General features: G+C 58.1%; 21 protein-coding genes and 2 pseudogenes. 9 read left to right on the plus strand and 14 right to left on the minus strand.

Annotated features, from left to right (window positions below):
* The 4 genes and pseudogenes from G6R15_RS21475 to G6R15_RS21485 all read left to right on the plus strand — a co-directional run.
* Positions 1 to 209 (plus strand): integrase core domain-containing protein (locus tag G6R15_RS21475; protein ID WP_164662092.1); only part of this gene is annotated, 209 nt, incomplete at its 5' end.
* Positions 210 to 230: 21 nt separating this feature from the next.
* Positions 231 to 410, plus strand: coding sequence for an aldehyde dehydrogenase family protein (locus G6R15_RS23150; RefSeq protein ID WP_205520621.1), 180 nt, complete (start codon positions 231 to 233; stop codon positions 408 to 410).
* A pseudogene (locus G6R15_RS21480) lies at positions 349 to 1,650 on the plus strand (aldehyde dehydrogenase family protein). Before G6R15_RS23150 ends, G6R15_RS21480 begins: the two are co-directional and overlap by 62 nt.
* 55 nt (positions 1,651 to 1,705) lie before the next feature.
* Positions 1,706 to 3,130 carry an FAD-binding oxidoreductase gene (locus G6R15_RS21485; protein ID WP_164662094.1) on the plus strand — a complete coding sequence of 475 codons (1,425 nt, stop codon included), beginning with the start codon at positions 1,706 to 1,708 and terminating at the stop codon, positions 3,128 to 3,130.
* Between the two features lie 844 nt (positions 3,131 to 3,974).
* Here the strand turns inward: G6R15_RS21485 and G6R15_RS21490 are convergent.
* Together G6R15_RS21490 and G6R15_RS21495 are read right to left on the minus strand one after the other, a co-directional pair.
* Positions 3,975 to 4,991: a GSU2403 family nucleotidyltransferase fold protein gene (locus G6R15_RS21490; protein ID WP_240336831.1), complete on the minus strand. Its 1,017-nt coding sequence runs from the start codon at positions 4,989 to 4,991 to the stop codon at positions 3,975 to 3,977.
* Positions 4,992 to 5,122: 131 nt separating this feature from the next.
* Positions 5,123 to 5,911 (minus strand): annotated as a pseudogene (locus G6R15_RS21495) (DUF2493 domain-containing protein); the annotation flags it as partial.
* A gap of 156 nt (positions 5,912 to 6,067) precedes the next feature.
* Between G6R15_RS21495 and G6R15_RS21500 the strand changes: the two are divergent.
* Positions 6,068 to 6,652: a type IV secretory system conjugative DNA transfer family protein gene (locus G6R15_RS21500; protein ID WP_164662098.1), complete on the plus strand. Its 585-nt coding sequence runs from the start codon at positions 6,068 to 6,070 to the stop codon at positions 6,650 to 6,652.
* Positions 6,653 to 7,073: 421 nt separating this feature from the next.
* On the opposite strand, the gene G6R15_RS21505 is transcribed toward G6R15_RS21500, so the two are convergent.
* From G6R15_RS21505 to G6R15_RS21545, 9 genes are read right to left on the minus strand one after another with little or no spacing between them, the layout of a single operon-like run.
* A complete protein-coding gene (locus tag G6R15_RS21505) occupies positions 7,074 to 7,904 on the minus strand; it encodes a 3-keto-5-aminohexanoate cleavage protein (RefSeq protein WP_164662099.1) in 831 nt (276 codons plus the stop codon).
* A complete protein-coding gene (locus tag G6R15_RS21510; RefSeq protein WP_164662100.1) occupies positions 7,901 to 8,776 on the minus strand; it encodes a dioxygenase in 876 nt (291 codons plus the stop codon). The genes G6R15_RS21505 and G6R15_RS21510 overlap by 4 nt, the downstream gene beginning before the upstream one ends.
* 24 nt (positions 8,777 to 8,800) lie before the next feature.
* A complete protein-coding gene (locus G6R15_RS21515) occupies positions 8,801 to 9,826 on the minus strand; it encodes a branched-chain amino acid ABC transporter permease (RefSeq protein ID WP_164662101.1) in 1,026 nt (341 codons plus the stop codon).
* A 9-nt stretch (positions 9,827 to 9,835) separates the two neighbouring features.
* On the minus strand, positions 9,836 to 10,699 hold the full coding sequence (locus G6R15_RS21520) for a branched-chain amino acid ABC transporter permease (protein ID WP_164662103.1): 864 nt from the start codon (positions 10,697 to 10,699) through the stop codon (positions 9,836 to 9,838).
* Positions 10,696 to 11,409: an ABC transporter ATP-binding protein gene (locus tag G6R15_RS21525; RefSeq protein WP_164662105.1), complete on the minus strand. Its 714-nt coding sequence runs from the start codon at positions 11,407 to 11,409 to the stop codon at positions 10,696 to 10,698. The genes G6R15_RS21520 and G6R15_RS21525 overlap by 4 nt, the downstream gene beginning before the upstream one ends.
* The gene (locus G6R15_RS21530) at positions 11,406 to 12,125 is read right to left on the minus strand and encodes an ABC transporter ATP-binding protein (protein WP_164662107.1); all 720 of its coding nucleotides are present in this window, start codon (positions 12,123 to 12,125) and stop codon (positions 11,406 to 11,408) included. Before G6R15_RS21530 ends, G6R15_RS21525 begins: the two co-directional genes overlap by 4 nt.
* Before the next feature lie 55 nt (positions 12,126 to 12,180).
* On the minus strand, positions 12,181 to 13,446 hold the full coding sequence (locus tag G6R15_RS21535) for an ABC transporter substrate-binding protein (protein WP_164662108.1): 1,266 nt from the start codon (positions 13,444 to 13,446) through the stop codon (positions 12,181 to 12,183).
* 30 nt (positions 13,447 to 13,476) lie between these two features.
* Positions 13,477 to 14,556, minus strand: coding sequence for a maleylacetate reductase (locus tag G6R15_RS21540; RefSeq protein ID WP_306432359.1), 1,080 nt, complete (start codon positions 14,554 to 14,556; stop codon positions 13,477 to 13,479).
* Positions 14,553 to 16,199 carry a bifunctional 3-(3-hydroxy-phenyl)propionate/3-hydroxycinnamic acid hydroxylase gene (locus G6R15_RS21545; protein ID WP_164662109.1) on the minus strand — a complete coding sequence of 549 codons (1,647 nt, stop codon included), beginning with the start codon at positions 16,197 to 16,199 and terminating at the stop codon, positions 14,553 to 14,555. Before G6R15_RS21545 ends, G6R15_RS21540 begins: the two co-directional genes overlap by 4 nt.
* Positions 16,200 to 16,518: 319 nt before the next feature.
* On the opposite strand from G6R15_RS21545, the gene G6R15_RS21550 reads away from it, so the two are divergent.
* On the plus strand, positions 16,519 to 17,157 hold the full coding sequence (locus tag G6R15_RS21550) for a TetR/AcrR family transcriptional regulator (RefSeq protein ID WP_164662111.1): 639 nt from the start codon (positions 16,519 to 16,521) through the stop codon (positions 17,155 to 17,157).
* A 17-nt stretch (positions 17,158 to 17,174) separates the two neighbouring features.
* Here the strand turns inward: G6R15_RS21550 and G6R15_RS21555 are convergent, their stop codons facing one another.
* Positions 17,175 to 17,366, minus strand: coding sequence for a hypothetical protein (locus tag G6R15_RS21555; RefSeq protein WP_164662091.1), 192 nt, complete (start codon positions 17,364 to 17,366; stop codon positions 17,175 to 17,177).
* Positions 17,367 to 17,574: 208 nt separating this feature from the next.
* Positions 17,575 to 18,492, minus strand: a complete 918-nt coding sequence (gene gcvA / locus G6R15_RS21560) for a transcriptional regulator GcvA (RefSeq protein WP_164662113.1) — start codon at positions 18,490 to 18,492, stop codon at positions 17,575 to 17,577.
* Between the two features lie 160 nt (positions 18,493 to 18,652).
* Between gcvA and G6R15_RS21565 the strand changes: the two genes are divergently transcribed.
* A complete protein-coding gene (locus tag G6R15_RS21565) occupies positions 18,653 to 19,510 on the plus strand; it encodes a DMT family transporter (protein WP_164662115.1) in 858 nt (285 codons plus the stop codon).
* Between the two features lie 6 nt (positions 19,511 to 19,516).
* On the opposite strand, the gene G6R15_RS21570 is transcribed toward G6R15_RS21565, so the two are convergent.
* The gene (locus tag G6R15_RS21570; RefSeq protein ID WP_164662117.1) at positions 19,517 to 19,972 is read right to left on the minus strand and encodes a LysR substrate-binding domain-containing protein; all 456 of its coding nucleotides are present in this window, start codon (positions 19,970 to 19,972) and stop codon (positions 19,517 to 19,519) included.
* 506 nt (positions 19,973 to 20,478) lie between these two features.
* On the opposite strand from G6R15_RS21570, the gene G6R15_RS21575 reads away from it, so the two are divergent.
* Positions 20,479 to 20,799: a hypothetical protein gene (locus G6R15_RS21575; protein WP_164662118.1), complete on the plus strand. Its 321-nt coding sequence runs from the start codon at positions 20,479 to 20,481 to the stop codon at positions 20,797 to 20,799.
* Between the two features lie 97 nt (positions 20,800 to 20,896).
* Positions 20,897 to 21,328, plus strand: a complete 432-nt coding sequence (locus G6R15_RS21580) for a cytochrome c (RefSeq protein ID WP_164662120.1) — start codon at positions 20,897 to 20,899, stop codon at positions 21,326 to 21,328.
* Positions 21,329 to 21,336: the final 8 nt, after the last annotated feature.

Here is a 21,336-nt window from a genome sequence, read left to right on the forward strand (position 1 = left end):
GGGAGAACGGATACTGKGAAAGCTTCAATGGCCGGTTCAGGGATGAGCTGCTCAACGGTGAAATCTTCTACAGCTTGCGCGAAGCACAAATCCTGATCGAACAATGGAGGAGACACTACAACACAAAACGCCCCCACAGTGCACTGGGCTATCGCCCGCCAGCGCCTGAAACCATCATCCCGATGGATCAGAGGCCGATGATGCACTAACAATCAACTTGGACCAGTCAGATGAGGCTGCTCACGGGCACGTGGGTGACGCCACATGATACCAAGCAGCAAGATATCGTGGATCCCTCGACGGAAACGGTTGTTGGCCAAGTCACTCTTGGCAACGAACGGGATGTAAATGACGCTGTTGCTGCAGCCAAAAAACGCCTTCACAGCGTTTTCGCAGTCCACCGTTACTGAGCGGCTGGACCTCTTGGAGGCAATTACGGCCAAGTTAAAAGAACGCAACGATGAGATTGCCGCCGCAATCTCGCTTGAAATGGACGCGCCACTGTCGCTTGCTCGCGAAAAGCAGGCTCCGTCCGGTGCTTCGCACTTTGACGAAGTCATCCGCGTTTTGCGCCACTTCAAGTTCGAGGAACCGTTGGGATCAACACTAGTGCGACGCGAGCCAATCGGCGTCTGCGCTTTGATTACACCGTGGAATTGGCCAATTAACCAGGTCGCAGTCAAAGTCGCTCCAGCGATTGCGTCAGGCTGCTCGATGGTGCTCAAACCTGGTGAATTGACCCCGCTCAATGCTCAGTTTTTTGCCGAAATCCTACACGAAGCGGGAACTCCGGCTGGTGTATTCAGTATGATCCATGGTGACGGGATAGGAGTCGGGCAACACCTCACCACGCATCCCGATGTTGATATGATTTCGTTTACTGGATCTACGTTTGCTGGCGAAACAATCATCAAAAACACAGCCCCTGACATTAAACGCGTTGCTTTGGAATTGGGGGGGAAATCCGCAGGTATCATACTTGACGATGCCGATTTCGCGACAGCCATCCCGGCAAGCGTCTATGCAACAATGGAAAATTCGGGCCAATCTTGCAATGCATCAACCCGTCTTCTCGTGCCGGAAAACAGATATGATGAAGTGGTTCGTATCATTTCGGATACGGTGAAAAACATTCGGGTCGGCGGCCCAAGCAGCAAGACTTACATGGGCCCGGTTGCCAACCGGAGGCAGTATCGGGCGGTTCTTTCAACGATCAAGACCGATATCTCCGAGGGGGCCGAGTTGATCGCAGGTGGTGACGAAAGACCCGATGATCTGACGAAAGGGTTCTTCGTCAAACCAACAGTCTTCGGTCGTGTCCGACCCGACATGAGAATTGCCCAGGAAGAAATATTCGGCCCGGTTTTATCTGTGCTGACTTACGCAGCAGTGGAAGAGGCGATCGAAATCGCAAACGACTCCAAATACGGGTTGTCCGGGTCTGTGTGGAGTTTAGCTTCGGCGCGGGCCTACGATGTCGCCAAAAACTTGTGAACGGGAATGGTACATCTGAACGGGGCGCCGCTTGATGTGGCTGCGCCTTTTGGCGGCGTTAGAAAGTCTGGCAACGGCCGCGAATGGGGCGTGGTCGGACTTGAGGAGTTTCTTGAATTCAAATTTGTTTATGGAGCGATCGCTCCGAGCTCGTGAGGCGGGGCGAAGCCAAACGATTCCGGATTAAAGTTCATAAAGAAAGGAAGAAGAAATGATCACGTTAAACCCAGTTAGTGATCAGTTTCGAAAGTTGCTTGCGACGCAGGTGCCCGAAGACTGTTTTCGTCCTTTGTCTCCATCTCACCTCGAAGACCCGCGTGGCAATTACGTCGGTATGAAAGGAATTGTCCTAGCTCCAAGGACCGTGGATGAGGTATCGACCATTGTTCGGTTGTGTGCGGAACACTTGGTACCGATTGTACCCATCGGAGGAGGCACCGGGCTGGTCGCTGGGCATATTATGACAAACGGACCAGCCCCAGTGATCCTGTCTTTGGACCGTATGAAAGCAATTCGCGAGCTTTTGCCGCAGGAAGACGTTATTGTCGTTGAGGCCGGCGCAACGCTCTTTAGCGTCCAGGAAGCTGCAAAGGAAGCAGGGTTACTGTTTCCACTGTCTCTAGCCGCCGAAGGTACTTGTCAGATCGGAGGAAACCTTGCGACAAATGCCCGTGGGGTGAATGTTCTGCGCTATGGAAACATGCGCGACCTTTGCCTCGGGCTCGAAGTCGTGTTGCCGGACGGTCAGATCTGGCATGGATTGAGCAGACTAAGAAAGGACAACAGCGGCTTTGACCTGCGCAATCTGTTGATTGGATCCGAGGGTGCTCTGGGGATCATTACAGCTGCAACACTGAGACTGCATCCGCGCCCTTCTGGTTACGCCACTGCGCTCATGACCATCGGTGGCTCAAGTGCCGCTTTGAAGCTTTTGAAGTATGCACAGAAACTGGCAGGGAGCGCGATTTCGGCCTTTGAATTGATCCAGGGTGTCGGACTGGATTTCTTGTCCGAAACCATGCCAGATTTGCGGCTTCCATTTGACAAAAATCCAGAGTGGGCCGTTCTGATAGATCTCGGTCTTCACAAAGGACAGAACGGCGACGACATTTTGTTGGAACTGTTCGAATTCGGACTTGAAGCTGGCTTGGTGAACGACGGTCTGATCGCACAATCGGAAGGCCAACGGACCGATTTCTGGAATGTCCGAGAACATATCCCTGAAGCCAACCGACTGATCGGCGCCGTTGCCAATCATGATATCTCGCTCCCGCTGGGTAAAATTCCTGAGTTCATTGAACTGGCAAGTGCAAGGATTCAAGAAATTGCTCCTCTTCGCGTCAATTGCTTCGGTCACCTTGGGGATGGTAACCTTCATTTCAACATTTTCCCGCCAAGGGCTGAAACGCCAGACGCCTACGTTTCCATTAAGCCCAGCGTAGATTTGTTGGTCTGTGACCTGGTAAAAGACTTGAATGGGTCTTTCAGTGCTGAGCACGGTATTGGGCGCGCCAAGGTTGAAATGCTCCAGAAATACGGCGACCCCGCCAAGCTCTTCGCGATAGACGCGATCAAGCAAGCACTAGACCCAAGCGGTATCATGAACCCCGGCGCCGACCTTCCAAACACGCAGTGACAGTTTCTGAACCCGAAATGAAGCTCTCTCGACTTACCGGCGGACAGTATTTGGGGCCGACTCCGGCTGAGTGCAGAATAGGGCGTTAAGCGAGTTCATGATTTCAGCGGCTTGTGCGGTTCTGTCGCAAAATCTGCTCCCAACTGTCATTCCGACCGCGGTTTTGGCAACGCGTGCTCGGATAAGACAGGAGCAAACCGTGGCGATTTCATTCAAAGGTGCACATTTTCCAAAGGACGTAATCCTGCACGCGGTATTCTTCTAACCGTGGGCGACGGAGGCTGCCCAGAGCAGGATGATGTTGACTACGCCCTTCGAAAGGGTTCTTGCCAACCGCGCGGGATCTCATCACTTCCGTCTTTGTGGTCTTGCCGACGGCCTTGCTCAGTTCCGCGCCAAAAGCGTGGAAACCGTATTTGTGCTTGCCGGAACGAAGTGGAGGGTACGGCCGGGCCGACCCCGTGCGATCCACATGCATAAGCAAAAAGGAGAGGCCCGGATGATCTTTGCCATTCCACTGTCGCCACCATCTTCGCCATCGTCTCGCCGAGTTTGGCCGAGGTGCTAACGAAGCCCGTAGCGCGGACGCGATGCTCCAAAACACCACCCGAGGACTCTGCAGGTCTTCAGCCTCAAGCTCTGCTTCTGAATTGCCGTTTGAATGCGTGGTGAAGAACCCTCATTGCGGCGACCCCAGACCAATCCACCGAAGATGGGGCGCTGGCAGGCGACCCGGACGCAGTGGCTCAGGACTAGAAGGCTGTGTTGAGGAACGGCCCGGCCAAGAATCCCAAGAGAGGTCTGTCAGGGGCACGAAGTGCGGCAGCACTTGTTGCCGCGGCGGTCATACGCCGAGGCTCTCAAGGATGGTTTTCGTCTGCGGCATCCGCCTCAATGAGTTCGCGATATGCTCCCGCCAGCGCGGGCCGACCTCCATGGCGATGGCATAGGCCCGCGTTAGGTCATCGGGCCGGTCCTCGGCCATCGCCTCGATCAGGAAAGCCGACTGCTCGCGATCCTTCGCGGATTTGAGACTACCTGCGCCGTCACGTCGCCGGTCGGCAATGATCAGTTTGTGGACTGCATATCTCTCCGGGCGTGGCACCTGAACCAGAACGCCCGACCGATATATCGCCGCCGCATGGATTGGCTCAGCGATCAGAAAGTTGAGATAGTTCAATCCTTGAGCATTCACGCCCAAAGCTGGCAGATCGCGGATGGTTTCATCCCCGAAGGCCGGTGTCAGAAATTCGACCAACTGGCCACTGCCGCCTTGTGCCCATCGCCAGGTCCGGCCTTGGTCGAGGGCTGGCAAAGGGTCAAATTTGAGCGCCGAGAACGTCTCGGCCAGACCCGGATCGACCTGATCCTCCAGCGCGACGCTGAGCTTTTCGAACTGGGCGATGTCGATATCGCCAGTGTTGGCCATGCCACCCAAGGGCAGCCGGATACCAAGCTCACCTTCATAGAGCCGGAACGCGTTCGTTCCGACGATGGTGCCGCCCAGACGGAAGGTCCCTGCGGCAGCCATGGCCGACAGGATAGAACCGGTCGCCCGGTCGGTGGGCGTCATGCCTTCGGCGCGCAAGAGCCTAACGAGTCGCGACCGTTCTGCCTGCCGGTCCTTGGCAGTCGCGCGCAGCGCCTCGATACGGTCGATCCGTGCACGCGTCTCGTCGTTGTCCTCGCCGATATATATGAACCGCATCTCCGTCCCGATACGCCGCGCGGCGTACCAATAGGCCTTGTCGCCGCGCTCCTTGAGAATTGGTTTACCTTCAACGCCGGACAAAGCGTCGTCCTTCAGGAGGCGCACCAGATCGGTATAGGCGCTCATCGCGATACTGCTGAGTGGGGTCATGCCAATCATTTCCAAGTTTTGCTAGGCACGCATATACCCATCAAAAGGTGAACTTGCTAGGCATAACATTTCAGGCACGACCACGCCCAAGAGAAACAACGAAAGGGCCGCCCGACGGCGACCCTCTCAGTTTACGTCTCTGCAGTCTTCTTCGCCGGATCAGCAACGCGCATGACCGTCAGACCTTTTGCTTCCGCCTTCTGACCGAGGTTTAGCGCGACCCCATTGCCGCCAAAGAGTACAACCCCCGTCGCCGCGAACTTGTCATCCAGCATCTCGTCATTGCATTTGAACGGAGCCGCCCGGCCATGTGCGGACCAGCGCGGATCGAACCGCGCCTGCGCGATACCACGCGCCCGCGCCCAGCGGGCCGCGATCATTTCCGCCCCGTGCTTGCCACCCTTGTGGCAGAGGAAGATATCCTGATTGCGGTTCTGCTTGATGCGGTCGCGAACCTTGTCGAGCGTGCTGAAGATAACATCGATATCGGTCCAGTCGGTGGCACCTGAGACGATCAGGGGCACCCCTTCGACCTTCGACTTTTCGGCCGTCTCACGATCATGCTGCTCCAGAAGCTGGCGTGCTTCAAAGATTGCTCCCGTCTGCTGCGCGCGGACACTGGCGCGCGATCCCGCTGCCGGGATGAAGGCATGGCCCGTCTCGATCTCGTAGCATTCCGCCGCCGCCTCGCTCATGATCTCGATAGCGCCGACGATCTCCCGCAGGTGCAGGAAGCGGGCCTGGGCCTCTTCCAGAGCGGTCTCGGCGATCTCCGATCCGTCGTGAGATTTTGCCAGCGCGCCGATCTTGTCGGCTGTGCGGTCGACCTCCTTGCCGAGCGCGACCTTGCGGCGCTGCAGGATCGTCGCCAGCCCGTGGGCGAGTGGTTCGATTTCCGCCTCAAGCCCGGTGTCGCGCAGCATAAGCGAGGTTGTGTACACTCGTGGCGCCTGTGGCGGAGATACCCGACCCTGGCACAAACCGTGGAGCGCGGATCATCTCGCCGGTCGGATCACCTTGCCCCTGCGCCATAACGGCATTGCCTACCGCGGCCTCAATCCGAGCGCACTGAAGAGGTGTCTCTCCTGCCTGAAGATGAGGCGCGGCGCTTGCCGCTCGACGAGATTGTCGTTGTCGTCGATGCGCAAATGCCGGTCCGGGCGAAACGGGTGGTGTATTTTGAGGATCCGTTCTTCAAAAGCATCCATAACGCGCAGAAAGGCGATCTGCCGTTTCCGGAAGGCCCGATTGGGCTGATGGGAGAGTTGCCGTTGAGTGTTCGGGCAATGCCGGACGCGCCACGGGGGCAAGGTCTGTCGGAACGCGACTTTGAAGCGAGGATGGGAATTGCGGAGCCAGGTGGAAGCTCACCCATCAACCACATTCCCGATACAGTCGCCCGACGCGTTCGCGCTGCTGTCATTGCGGAAGATCAACGGCAGATCGAAATGGATTTCGAGGGTCCCGAGGCGCTTCGGATCGATGACCCGACAGAGGCGGATGTTGCGCAGTTTGAGGATGCCCTGGGTGCGTTGGATCGTTTGGAAGGGGAGATTGCGGGTGTTTCAGGTTCGAGCGAGAAACCAGCCGAAAGGCAGGTCTCGGGCAAAGCGGTTGTAGGGCAAATTGCAGAGAACGGCAGGAGAGAGCCCGATGTGTGAATTCAGTATTCTCTCCTTGCCGGCTCGTAGCACGAAGTTTGCTGCAAATGCGCGATCTTCAACGCCGCAACGCAGCCGGAAATCCGGTCATCCATCTTGGGCGCAGCTATCGCAAGGGCGCAAATTCGCCACGCCTCTAAAGCGGATGTTAAATCCCTGTCTGCGGAAATAACGGGCAAAAGAAGGTGAGAGTCAAACTTGCCGCCGAAATGCAACACCTGGCAGCACGCGTTGAGGCTGGTTTCCTTACCGAAGATTAGTGCATGAACAATCTCTGTTGGCGAACCGATCAACCTAAGCCCTTCCCCGGCGGCGAAGAAGGTGCTCGAAGGGTCTTGAACGTCTCCGACATTGGTGAGTTCCTCTTTTCACTAACTCAAACTTTCGCTTCGCGATGAACCGGTAATGTCATTTGCCGTACTTACGCTGGCAGACCCAACAGAGCGCGGGCCTCTGCGCTTGATGCTGGCTCGCGCTCATACTTTTCGAGTATTCGCACGCATTGGCGCACGAGTGCCGCATTTGATGGAGCAAGCGTCTCCCGATCAAGGCGAATATTGTCTTCTAGCCCTGTGCGACAGTGCCCTCCGAGTTCGGCACACCATTTATTCATTGTCGATTGTTGTCGGCCAATCCCAGCAGCACACCAGGTTGCGTCGGGCATCAATCGCTTGGTTGTTTCTACCATAAACTCAAAAGCTGCACGGTCGACGGGCATGGCGTTCTTGATCCCCATCACAAATTGCACGTGAAGAGGCCCACGCAGTCGCTTGTCGGCGACCATTTGCGCGGCCTGGAAAATGTGGCTTAGGTCAAAAGCCTCAATCTCGGGCTTTACGTAGTTGCTCTGCATCTCTGATGCCAACCAATCGACCAGATCCGGGCTGTTCTCGTAAACCCGGGTCGGGAAATTGTTTGAACCGACGGCTAACGACGCCATGTCCGGGCGAAGCGGCAACATGGCACCCCGCTCTTTTCCGGCACCGGAGCGCCCCCCAGTCGAGAATTGAATGATCATCTCCGGACAATGTCTTCTGATCCCCTCAAAAAACTGCCCGAATTTCTCCGGATCACTGCTAGGTGAGCCATCTTGATTGCGGACGTGAACATGGACAATCGAGGCGCCGGCCTCAAAGGCCTCGTGCGTTGACTCGATCTGCTCCGACACGTCGATGGGCACTGCTGGGTTATGGCTTTTCTGGGGAAGTGATCCGGTGATCGCGACGCAGATGATGCAAGGCTTCTGCGTCATTCCGCGGCCTCGGCAGAGCCGGCGGGTACCATGATGAAATCAAAGGGCGAGTGCCACTTGGTGACTCCGCCCGGGTTTGGTTCGAAGGGCGCGGCAAGTGTCGCCTTTACGCCAAATACGGCATCCGACTTCAGGTATTCGTCGCTGCCGACGAACGTATGGGTGACGATTTTCTCGAACCCGGTTGCGGTGACCATGTAATGCATGTGCGCCGGTCGATAGGGATGCCGATCGAGCTGTATCAGCAGTTGCCCGACCGGGCCGTCATGCGGAATTGGATAGGAGACTGGTTTGACACCGCGGAACTGGTATGTGCCGTCCTCGCCTGTCGTGAAGATGCCGCGGTTGTTCCACTTCGGCTGAATGTCGGGCTGCTGGACGTCGTAGTAACCGTCCTCATTGTCGCACCAGACATCTATTCTCGCGCCTTCGATCGGGTTGCCGTCGGTGTCGAGAACGCGTCCCTCGAAGAGACAGCTTTCGCCCTTGCCGTCGAGCGAGATGTTGGCACCCATCTCGAATTCGGGTGCCCCGACAACATGAAACGGGCCCAGAACGGTATTCTCCGTTGCGCCCGGCGGACGCCTATGATTGATCGCATCAGTAAGCATGGAGAGTCCGATGACGTCGCTCAAAAGCACGAACTCTTGCCGGTTCTCGTCGCAGAGCTGGCCGGTACGCGTCAGGAAATCGATCGCAAGATCCCATTCCTCTGGTCGGAGTTCGATGTCCTTGGCGAATGCGTGAAGGTGCTTGACGAGCGAGGCCCACACTTCGGCCAACCTCTTGTGGGCGCCCGGGCCGTTGCGTCCTACGACAGCGTCAACGGACGTCGCCTCGGTGAAGTATTCGATCTTAGTAAGGTCGATCATTCGGGTCACTCCTTCAGTGGTTTCTTATTGGGCCCTTGCTGGCGGCATCTTTCGAAGCGGCAGAAGTTCGAAGCCGGTTCGGTCCGAAAACAGCCCCCACAGTCCACGGCGGGCAAACAGCATGATCGCTATACCGATCAGACCAAGGACAACTAGGTAAGAGGTGCCGTAGTCGGCCAGCAGACGTTGCAGGGCATAAAAGACAATCACGCCCACGATCGGCCCCGGCAGGGTGCCGATGCCGCCGATCACGGTGATGAAGATCACGAAGGCTGTCCAGTCCACGACGGAAAAGGCGGCCTCGGGCGTGACGCGGGTGATCTGGATGAACAGCAGCGCGCCGCACAGCCCGGTGCCAAACGCCGTCAGCAGAAACACCAGCGCCTTCAGGCGGGTGGGATCGACACCGACGGACTTTGCCGCCTCGGTATTGTCGCGGATCGCCTGAAGCCCCAGCCCCATGCGCGAGCGTAGAAAGGCATAGCTGATCCCCAGCGTCGCAAGCACCAGCACCAAGGCCAGCCAATAGGTCAGCGCATCCGCCGCCGCGGCCGAGCTGACATCCAGCATGTCCTTGATCTGAGGTACGCCGAACATGGTTTTCGTCGTGCCTTTGGGCAGCGATGTGCCGGTGCCGCCGCCCAGTGCCTTCCATTGCGCCAGACTCAGCCGGACAATCTCGGATACGACCCAGGTGCCGATGGCAAAATAGGCCCCGTTCAGGCGGAAGGTGAAGAACGCCATCGGGATGGACAGGGCAAAGGCCGCCAGCCCCCCGATCAGAATCCCCATCAAAGGGTCCATCCCCCAAAGGATCACAGCGGCAAACATCGCATAGGCACCCACGCCCACGAAGGCCTGCTGCCCGACCGAGACCAGCCCGGCGAACCCCGCCAGCATGTTCCAGTTCAGCGCCAGCACTAGCATGGTCATCACCATGAACAAGTCCTGCACTGCCGCGCGGGTTCCGATCACCGGCACCAGCGCCAGCAACACGACTACCCCCAACCCCAGCAGGCGCATCAGGTTGGTTTTTTGTGTCTTGCTCATCTTTGCACCTCAGTCATTCGCACGCGGGAACAGGCCACGCGGGCGCAGCAACAGGATCACGACAAAGGCGATATGCCCCGCCAGGATTTGCCATTCGGGATTGATTGCCGCCCCCAGAGCCTGCGCGACTCCGATCACGATACCGCCCGCCAGCGTGCCCCACAGGCTGCCCAGACCGCCGATAATCACCGCCTCAAAGGCATAGATCAGGCGCGCGGGGCCGACGGAGGGGTCGAAATTGGCACGAATACCCAGGTAAAGCGCCGCAATCGTCGCCACGACCATCGCAATCCCGGTGGCAATGGCAAAGACGTTCTGCGGGCGAATACCCATCAGCCCCGCCGTCACCGCATCATCCGAGGTTGCCCGGAACGCCCTCCCCAAAGCAGTGCGGTAAAACAACTGGTTCAACCCGAAAATCACCGCCACAGCCGAAACCAACGTCAACAACGGCATCACCCCTACCGTCACCGGGCCAAGAGCAAGGGAGGCCGCCTCGATCCCGCCGGCGGACAGTTTCTGACTGTCGGCGCTGAACCCCTCCAACAAGGCATTCTGGATCACGACCGACAGGCCAAAAGTCACCAGCAGCGGCGGCAGAATATCATCGCCGAGCACCCGGTTCAGAACCCATGTCTGCAATGCCCAGCCCAGCACGAACATCACCGGCGCGGCGATCAAAACCGCCAGGAATGGATGCAGCCCCAGTGCCGTCGCGGCCACCAAGATCAGGAACGCGCCCAGCACGATCAGATCCCCATGCGCCAGATTGACCAGCCGCATGATCCCGAACACCAGGCTCAGACCCGCCGCGAACAGGGCGTAAAGACCGCCCAGCAGGATGCCCTGCACAATTGTATCGACCCAGATCATGCGCTTACTCCGAAATAAGCATTGTGGATGTCGTCGCGCGACAGCTCTGCCGGGGTGCCTTGCAGGGTGACGCGCCCCTCCATCATGCAATAGACCCGGTCGGCCACTTTCAGCGCCTGACCGATGTCCTGTTCCACCACGATGATCGAGGCCCCGCTTTCCTTGATCTTCGGGAATGAGGCGTAGATTTCCTTGATCACCACCGGCGCCAGGCCCAGGCTGATTTCGTCACACAACAGCATTTCGGGGTTGGACATCAGTGCACGGCCGATGGCCACCATCTGCTGTTGTCCGCCCGACAGGGCGGTGCCCGGATGGTGGCGGCGCTCGCGCAGGATCGGCACGATGTCATAGACGGTTTCCAGCGTCCAATAGCCGTTGCCTTTGCGCTTGTGCGCACCAATCATCAGGTTTTCCTCGACGCTGAGCGAGGGAAACAGTCTGCGCCCCTCGGGCACCATCGAAATCCCGCGTTCCAGCACCTCGGGCGCACTGAGCGCACCAATATTTTCACCGTTGAACCGGATCGCATCCGGCGCGTGGGGCAGCAGGCCGGTGATGGCCCGCATCAGCGTGGTTTTACCCGCACCATTGGCCCCGATGATCGCCACGGTTTCCCCTCGGCGCAGCTCGATATCGACGCCGAACAGGGCCTGGAAATCCCCGTAATGCGCCGTCAGATCGCGCGTGGACAGTAGAACGTCGCTCATACTTCGATCCCCAGATAGATTTCCTTGACTGCGCGGGCCTCCATCACCTCGGCGGGCTCGCCAATCATCAGCATCTGGCCGAAGTTCAGCACCATCAGCCGCTCGACCACCGAGGTCAGCGCGTGCAGCACATGTTCGATCCAGATGATCGCGGTGCCCTCGGCATGGATACCCTTGATCGTGTCGATCAACGCGCCGCATTCCGCGTCCGTTAACCCGCCCGCGATTTCATCCAGCAGGATCAAGCGCGGCGAAGTCGCCATCGCCCGCGCCAGTTCCAGCCGCTTGCGTTGCAGCAATGACAGCCCGCCCGAGGCGCTCTCGGCTTCGTCCGCCAGGCCGGTGCGGTCCAGAATATCCATGCAGAACTGCCCAGCCTTGGCCCCGTGATGCCCGCCGCCGAATTGCGCCGCGACCATCAGGTTTTCGTAGACGGACAGATGGGTGAAAGGCTGCGGAATCTGGAACGACCGCCCCACCCCCGCCTTGACCCGTTGCATAGGCGTGTCACGGGTCACATCGCGCCCATTCAGCACGATTTGCCCGCCATCGGCAGGGATATTACCGGTGATCAGGTTAAAAAGCGTCGATTTCCCGGCCCCGTTCGGCCCGATGATCCCCAGCGCCTGGCCGGGGGCCACGTCGAAACTGACGTTATCCGTGACCTTGAGCGCGCCAAAGGATTTCGACACGGAGTTCAGTGAGAGTATGGACATGTTCGCGTTCCCTATTGAAGGCACCGACGGCAACAAAACCGCCGATGCCTTGACCTCAGGCGATGGCTTCGAAATCACCGCCCACCGGAATGTCCGGTGCGTTGCCATTTTCGACGATCACAAGGTCATAGCTGCCGTCGTCCTGACGCCGCCATTGACCACCCACCAACGGGGTCTTGGCCACGTTCTTGCGGGCAAATGGCGGCAGGTTCTCCTTGCCCCAGCCTATGTTGCCGACCACCGTGTTCAGGTTGGTGCTGGCCACAGCCTCGGCCAGATCATCACCATCCGTGGGATCATCCGCGCGCTTGATCGCGTCGGCGGCCACCTCGAACAGCGCATGTGAAAAGCCCACGGGCTGTGTCCAACGGCGACCCGCGGCTGCCTCAAACCCGGCGGCCAGTTCCTGGTTGCTCTCGCCGGTCAGCGAGGAGCTGTAAGGGAAGTCCGGAGTCCAGTACACTTCGCAGCTCAGATTGTGCCCTAGATCGCCCAACTGGCCGATGGTCTCGGGAAAGAGCAGCGCCTTGGCGACCGAGGCAATCTTGGGCGTGAACCCCTGCTGGCGTGCCTGCGTCCAGAACGTGGTGAAATCCGGCGGGATCGGGATGCCGGTAAAAATGTCAGCATTCGCCTGTTTGAACGCGTTGATCTGCGCGCTGAAATCGTCGGTCAGGTTCTGATGGCGCCCCGGATCAATCACCTGATAGCCCGCCGCGGCCGCAGCCGGCGGCATCCCGACACCGCTGGACCAGGCGTTGCCGTCGCCGTCATTGGGCCACAGCGCCCCGACCACCTTATTGGTATCCAGGCTGTTCCACATGTTCAGGAAAACGCTGACATTATCCTCCAGCCCCCAGAAGAAGTGGTAAACGTAGTCGAATTCCTGCCAGCTGGCCGGATCGCCCGGATTGCCCTGCTGGCCGATGAACCATGGCTGCCATGGCGCGACCGAGGAAATCACCGGCACTTCCTCGGCTTCGGCGATGGTACAGACCGGGTTTGTGGTTTCCGGCGTCGAGGCAACGCAGATCAGGTTCACCTCATCGCGGACAATCAGTTCACGCGCCACATCAGCGGCACGGTTGGGGTTGGACTGGCTGTCCTTGACCACCACCTCGACATTCAGGCCCTGGGCCGCTGCCGTCTTGGTGAATTGCGAGATCATATAGTCGTCGGCCTCCGAGAACGCCGACAGCGGCCCCGATTGCGGGCTGACATATCCGATCTTGATCGAGCTGTTCTTGGCCAGCGCGGGCATGGCCAGACCAGTCGCCGCCGCTGCGGCCCCGGTTTTGAGTAGGTTGCGTCTGGTAAGCATCGTGTCTCCTCCCTGATGCGTTATTGTTGGTCAGTCCTGTGGCCGCGCGCCCTCCCAAGCGCGTTGCAGCAAGGCCCGGATCGCCGGGCGTTCCACCGGGCGCGGGTTCCAATAGGGGTTTTGCGTTGCCAGATCGGCGGCCCGGTCCAAATCCTGTTCGCGCAGGCCCAGATCGCGCAGCGCCAGTGGCGCGCCCAATCTTTTGGCAAAATCCCACAGGCCGGTGCCCAGCTCTCCGCCGAACAGATCAGCCAGGTTCCGGGTTTCCAGTTCGGCGGCCGAAGCATTGAAGGCCGCCGTGTGCGGCAGCATGATCGCGTGGGTTTCCGCATGGGGCAGATCGAACGAGCCGCCCAGCGTGTGACAAATCTTGTGATGCAGCGCCATGCCGACGGTGCCCAGCACCGTGCCACACAGCCACGACCCGTACAGCGCCTGCGCCCGCGCCGGAATGTCCTGCGGCGATTCCACGATCACCAACAAGGCATCGCGCAACGCCCGAATCCCTTCGACTGCTTGCAGCGAGGACACCGGATTGCGATCCTGCGCATATACAGCCTCGACCGCATGCGCCATCGCGTTTAAACCCGAGGTCACGCTCATCGCAACCGGCAGACCCAGTGTTAGCGCGGGGTCATAGATCACAACCTCGGGCAGCACGCGGGCGTCCCGCAGGGTGGTTTTCAACCCATCCTCGGTCTGGCCCAGAATAGGCGTAACCTCGGACCCGGCATAGGTGGTCGCCACCACGATCTGCGGACAGTCATTCCGATAGGCGATCGCCTTGCCCAGGCCGATGGTCGAACCGCCCCCCAAAGCCAGAACGCAATCGGCACCGGCCTGCTCATAGGCGCTCATCGCCTGTTGCGTAACACTGACCGGCGTGTGCATCGCGGCCTGCGCGAAAACCCCCGCCGCCAGATCACCCAGATCCGCCGCCAACGCCTGCGCATCCTCCTCCTGAAACGGAGTGGACAGGATCAGCGTCCGCGTACAGCCCTGACCGCGGATTTCCTCGGCAACTTTGGCCAGACTTCCCTGCCCGAAAACGATCCGGGCAGGGTTCAGATTACAGGTGAAACCCATGATCATGGCACGTTCCCCGATCACTCGGCCGCCAGCGCCGGGGCGCCGGTCAGATGCAGTTCTTTCATCACCTTGGCGAAACGCTCTTGCAGCTTTTCGGGGGTGTTGGCCGTTACCGCGACATAGAAATCGGGGCGGATCAGCACGTATTTGGCGTCAATCTCGTCCAGCCATGCTTTGAACGTGCCTTCGACATCCACCACGTCACACGCTCCGCCGGGGGCACAGATCTGCACCGTCATCCCGTCCAGCGCTGCCAGCTCGGCGCGCTGTTCTTTGGTGATGGCCTGCGCCGGATCGGCCTCATAGCCCAGCAGAACCCAGCCCTGCCCCACTGCCTGATCAAAGCGGTCACGTTTGCCGTTCGCCTCGACAACGCCCTGCACCGCCAGTTCACCGGCATGAGCGCTGTCTGCGCACCAGGCCCCCTGCCCCAGCTGACAGATATCCGTGGGAACCGGCGCGTTGTTGCGCTCGGCCAGGTCGGCAATCATGCGGGCATCGCGCTCGGTGGCCTCTTGTTCATCCGCGATACAGATGATCTGACCCAATTCTTGGCTAAAGTTGATGTAATGCTTGGCGTGCTCTTTGCGCTCGGTCGTGTAGCTGTCTAGAACGTCCAGCCCGTATTTACCCTCAAGCGCCCCGTTCAGACGCCAGGCCATGCCCACGGCATCCCGAACCCCGGCGCACATGCCCTCGCCAGCGAAGGGCGGCATCAGGTGGGCCGCATCGCCCCCGATCATGCAGCGCCCTTTGTTCCATTGCTTGGCCCAGCGGGCCTGGAACCGATAGACAGCACTGCGTTCAAGATCAGAGTTCTCGGGTGTGATGCCCCACGGCGCCAGCAGTTCCCATGCTTTTTCGGGCTTCTGCATTTCGTCAATGTTTTCGCCGGGCAACAGCATGTATTCCCAACGGCGGCGGGCCGGGCCTTTGGGATCAGGCCCCGGACCACCGGGAACGATGGTGGTCGGACGTTTGGGGTCGCACAGCTGCCATTGCGCTGGATTGGGCGCGTTGGCGGCGACATAATCGAAATCCGGGATCAAATCGAGGATCAGCCAGTCGAAGAAATAGCCCTTGTCCTCGTTTTCGATGCCTAGGCTTTCCCGCACAAAGCTGTTCGCCCCATCGGTCCCGGCGCAGAACTGGGCTCGGATCACCTTGTGCTCGCCATTCGAGCCGTGTTCCTCGGGGTTTTGCTTTAGAGACAGGGTGACGCCTTCGCTGTCCTGCTCCAGGCCGACACCTTCCCAACCGCGCAGAATGGTAATATCGGGCAGCGTCGCCGCGATCCCCAGCAGACGTTTTTCCATCAGAGGCTGGTTGAACCAGTAACGCACGCGCCAGCCGCTTGCCGATTGGCTTTGCCAGTCAACGATGCTCAGGTTCTGGCCGTCACGGTTTTTACAATAATACAGCTCATCATGGAAATTGATCGCATCGTCGTTTTCGGAATCGATGCCCAGAGTCGCGAAAATCCGCGCAATCTCGTGGTCATAGGTAACAGCGCGCGGCAGACCATAGTGGGTCGTCCAGCGCTCGATCAAGGTGACCTTCTTGCCACGTTGTCCCAGCAAGATCGCCAGCAATGTCCCCACCGGCCCTGCGCCCACAATGGCGACATCGGTGTCAAAACTATCCTTCGCAGTTGAAACTCTCATTCTTTCTCCTCCTCGCGCCGGTGGCCCCTCCTCCACGAGGGTGTACCAACCCAAATCCCATTCCGGCGGGTCCGTCCTGCCAGCTGGATTTCCTAAAGGCTGGTACAAAACTGAATGATCGTCAAGTTTGAATATCTGTCACCTTTCTGCGCTGAGGAAAAAGGTGCGGATTGCGGTTTCCATGTTTTAAATCATGGCTTTGCTTGTTGAAACTACGTCCAACTTGCCGCCATGGCGAGTTACGGAACTAGTGCATTGACGAATTGCGATAGCGTTCAAAAGTGAATATGATTCGGGTTTGAGTAGAGTGTGAGGATACATGTCACCGAATGCCCAGCGGACCGAAGGACGCGTCGCGCGCAGACAGCGGCGCAACCGCACAGCCCTGATCGAGGCGGCGCGAGAGATCATGTCCGAAAAGGGCGTGGATTCCGCGACCATGCTTGAGATCGCGGAACGCGCAGACGTCGGGGCAGGCACGGTCTACAACTATTTCAAGTCGAAGGACGAGCTGGCCATCGCGGTCCTCGAGGACCTGATGCACGATCTTGCGTTGCGCATTGAGGAGATAACCGACACGTTTGAGGATCCCGCTCAAGTCTACGCCTTCGGCATCCGTACCGTGCTGGATACGGCGACCGAAGATACCAGGTGGGCACAGATGCTCCACCGCTCAGAAGTGATCGCGGATGCATTGTTTCGCAAGATGGGACCTTTCGCGATCCGCGATTTACGGCTGGCATCACAGGCCGGTCGGTTCGAAGTGTCGAACGCCGAGTTGGTGTGGCGCATGACCACGCACGCTCTGATCGGTGCCAGCTTGGGTATCACCAACGGTGCGATCCCGTCAGGGAGTAAGGAGCAGATCATCGCGCGGTTAATCTGCATGACCGGTATCGGGACAAATGCCGCGGTCGAACTTGCCGCCAGACCGCGTCCCGAGCTGCCCCAGACATAGAGCGACATTCAAAAGCGTTACGTGAGAACACGCTCTATCCCGGCCTGTACCTTAAGAAGTGCCGACAGATATGTCTCGACCATCTCCTGTACGACCCGGTGCGTTGCAGCCATCCCGGTGTTCAAGGACGCCACCACGGCGCCTCGAACGTTCGGCACGGGTACGGCGATGCTTGACTTGAAACCGGGCGCAAGATCTCCGTCGGCCATGTGCATCTGGGTAGGCCAAGGCGTCGCCATAGCCCTTGAGGCAATTTGAGAGAGAAACTGCAGCGAAACCGCGCTTTGCCCGCGTCGTTCCAATTAGTTCGCAGTGCAGCGAACGGCATGTCGATTTGAACCAGCCGTTCATGCATTACTTGGCGAAACAGCATGAAGAGCCCACTTTAACCGATGCTGCAGGATGCACGAATGGCGGCTATTTCTTTGGGTCCTGCGTAAGCGTTGCCTCTTCAATCAGCCAGTTTCGAAACGCAGAAACCTTGGTGTCTGTGATCTTTGCGCGTGAACTTAGTAAGTAATATGCGAATTTCAGCGGTGTTTTGAGATCAGGACCAAATGGGCAGACAAGTTGACCTTTTGCCAAATGGTCGGCAACCAGCCTATCCCCAACCAGTGCCACGCCCTGTCCATCCAGAGCCGCTTGTACCGCCATGTTTTCCTGTGTGAAGTGAGGGCCACGGGTCGGGTCGATATCGCGAAGCCCCGCCGCGAGCAGCCACATGCGCCAACTTGCTTCCGCATCCTTCCAGTCAATGTGCAGCAATGTGTGGTGGGCCAGGTTCTTTGGCTGCAACAGCGCATTTTCACCTTCCATTAGAGCCGGGCTGCAAACGGGCGTATTAAGCTGGCTGAAGAGGTAATCGACCTCAACACCTTTGTAGCCCCCGGGTCCGTACCGAACCGCGACGTCGAACTCTCCCCCCGCCACATCCACAATGCGATCAGTTCCGTCGATCCTGATCTCAATGTCGGGGTGCTTTCGGTGAAATCTGTCGAGTCTGGGCACCAGCCACATTGATCCGAACGACGGGCTGACACTGACGCTCAGGACATTGCTATGGCCAAATTCCCGCATTTGTTGCATGCCCTCGGCCAGTTTGTCGAATCCCTCTGACAGTGCAGGCAAGGCGGTTTGACCCGCCTCGGTCAATCGCAATGCACGGGTCAGGCGAAAAAACAGCGGCGCGCCGAGCAGACCCTCCAGCGCTTTCACCTGATGGCTGACGGCGGCTGGAGTCACATTCAACTCATCAGCGGCAGCTTTGAAGCTGAGATGTCGTGCGGCGGCTTCGAATGCGCGGAGGGCATTTAGTGGAGGAAGGTGGCGCGTCATATGATACACATTATTTTTTGTATCTTATAGGTTTAGAATTTGTCGTTTGTCAAATTTCAAGCATCCCCAGTAAATACAAGCGAATGAATGGATATATCCACGTGATTGCTCTGAATGTGCGATTTACGAGTTAGATAAAATATAGCATTGGGTGCAGATTATGACGGCAACAACGACGAGATCACAATATTCCATTGGCGTTCTGCTTTTGGTGGCCGCCGCTGTGACCTACAGTACTGCGGGCCTCTTTACCAAAGGTGTCGTTGCCGGTGCGTGGGCCGTGATATTCTGGCGCGGACTGTTTGCCGCTGCGTTCACAACTGTTTGGACCATAAACCAAGGGACGTTCCGACATAATTTCTCCGAGATGGGTCGAAGTGGCTGGATCGTTGGCATTGTCGGTGCAATTGGCACTGCGGCATTCATTCCTGCCTTCAAACTGACATCCATTGCCAATGTTTCATTGATCTATGCAGTTGCTCCGTTGATCGCAGCGCTTTTGGCCTGGCTTGCCATCGGTGAGCGCATCACTGCCCGTACTATGCTTGGGTCAGTTGCAGCCCTTCTGGGCGTTGGCATCATCGTATTTGGCTCTGTCGGTCAGATTAGCATGCAAGGCGATACGCTTGCGCTCGTCATGACGGCAGCCATGGCCACGATCATGGTGATTTACCGAAAGTACCCCGAAACGCCGGGGGCCGGGCCGTCCGTTTTGCAATCCTTGTTCCTGCTGCCACCGTCATTCATGCTGGGCGCGCCATTTCAGACTGCGCAGAATGAGATCTTTATACTGGCGGCATTCGGGTTGTTGTTCGCCATCGCGTCTGTCACCCTCGCAGAGGGGGCGAAACGTGTACCATCGGGGCAAACGGCGCTGATCAGCGCTCTTGAGACACCGCTTGCGCCAATCCTGGCCTTTGTCGTCTTTGCAGAGTTTCCGAGTACCGCTACCCTCGTCGGTGGGGCGGTTGTTCTGATTGCAGTATTGGTTTCGATCAAAGGGGATGGTGGGGCTTAGTAGCGATCAGATGTTTGATTTTGAGCTCGCGCCAGCCGCCAATTCGCGCGGCTCCAACTCTCTTGTGCCTGCTCTTAGCCAGTCTAAAAATACAGCAATAGCTTTAGTCCGTTTCGCCTGTGCCGGTATGATCCAATAGGCATCCTTCAGGTCGATCGTCAGCGCCTCAAGAGTGGATTCAAGAATGCCGCTTTTCAGGCTGTCTTCAATCAATCGTCGGTGGGCGAGCGTGACGCCAAGGCCGTGTTCAGCGGTCCGTATGACAAGATCCGACGAGCCAAAGCGCTGACCCCTGCGCACATCCAGATCGGTGGACCCATGCAGGTCCCGCCATCGCTGCCATGATGTGTTTGGATCGCGATCGTGCAGCAATTTGTGGTCGCGCAAGTCATTCAGAATTTCGGGTTTTGAATGAAGACGCCAATACAGCGGGCTTGCGACGGGTACCAACTGGTCGGACATCAAGGAGGATGCTTGGCTGCCGTCCTAAGGACCTGTCCCTATTCGAATGGATAAATCGCATCCAATCGTATCGGGATGTCGCTGCCGCTGATCGACGAGCACCGACACTTTGACCCAAGGCGTTGTGGTCTCGAAATCCGCAAGCCGTGGCAAAAGCCACCGCGCCGCAAAAGATGGGGTCGTGTCCACCAGAACCGAATTGCTCGCCCAACTTTCCCGCAGGCTTTCTGTCACTGGGGTCGAGTGTAGCTGGGTGAAAAATAACACCCTAAGCGTTTTGCCATGATGTCGGATGTGACCAAGTGCTAAACTCGGCTATGCGTTATGCGGTTAGCCGTCAATCGTTCACATTGCGGCGGATTCAACGAGAGAGCCCAAGGTGCATAATGCTGCGCAATGCACGAATGTCGGCTCACGTTGAAGTGAGGCTGAACTTGAGATAGCTTCGCTGTGTGAAATACTCTCGAAACCTAACATCAATGGTGCTCATTGCACTTCTGGTCCTGATGACGGGACTGGACGGTACAGCCCATGCGTTGTCGAGAGACTGTGCTAACGGGCACTGCGCTGACCACACGACCACGGTTGTGGTTGTGGCGGATTATCACGCTGATCATGTACCGGGGGAATCAACAGATAACGGCCAGCACGGATCGCACGACATGGTGCATGATGATTGCAATCCGTTCCTGTGCAATGCTCTCGCTCTCACATCGGCGTCTTCCGAAGCCGTTTTTGACCAGTCTGAGGCCGCATTGGCTTGGCAGATTTCAAGCCTCTCGACGCTTGAAGAACCGGACAACCCGTACAGACCACCTAACCTCTGAAACAAATTTCCGACGCTGTTCACGGTTGTGAGCGCGTTCCGATGTGCTGCGACGAGTTTTGCGGCAAGTCCCTGTTTCACATGGTTAGGATCACCACATGAACCAAAAATATCTTCTAGTCGGCGCATGCGCCGTGGCAGCCGCTGCTGCTTATATCTCACTACGCCCCACACCCGCCAATGATGATGCGAATTCAGCACCACCCGAAGGCAGCGCGATGGTGGCGACCCAGATGCCGCCAATTGAAGGAAATGCGGCTATCGGGCAGCGCATATTCGAAAACGCCTGCGTTGCATGTCACGGCACCAACGCAGTTGGCGTTGAGGGTGCAGGGCCACCGCTGATCCATGTTATCTATGAACCCAGCCACCATGCCGACGAATCCTTTCAGCGCGCGGTCGCAATGGGTGTCAGAAGCCATCACTGGCGGTTTGGCGACATGCCTCCAGTTGAAGGCCTGACCCGAGGCGATGTCGCAATGGTCATCGCCTACATCCGCGAGATTCAGCACGCCAATGGAATTAACTGAGGAACACC

Origin of the sequence: Tropicibacter sp. Alg240-R139 (assembly GCF_900537075.1) — a bacterium.
Classification (GTDB): domain Bacteria; phylum Pseudomonadota; class Alphaproteobacteria; order Rhodobacterales; family Rhodobacteraceae; genus Falsiruegeria.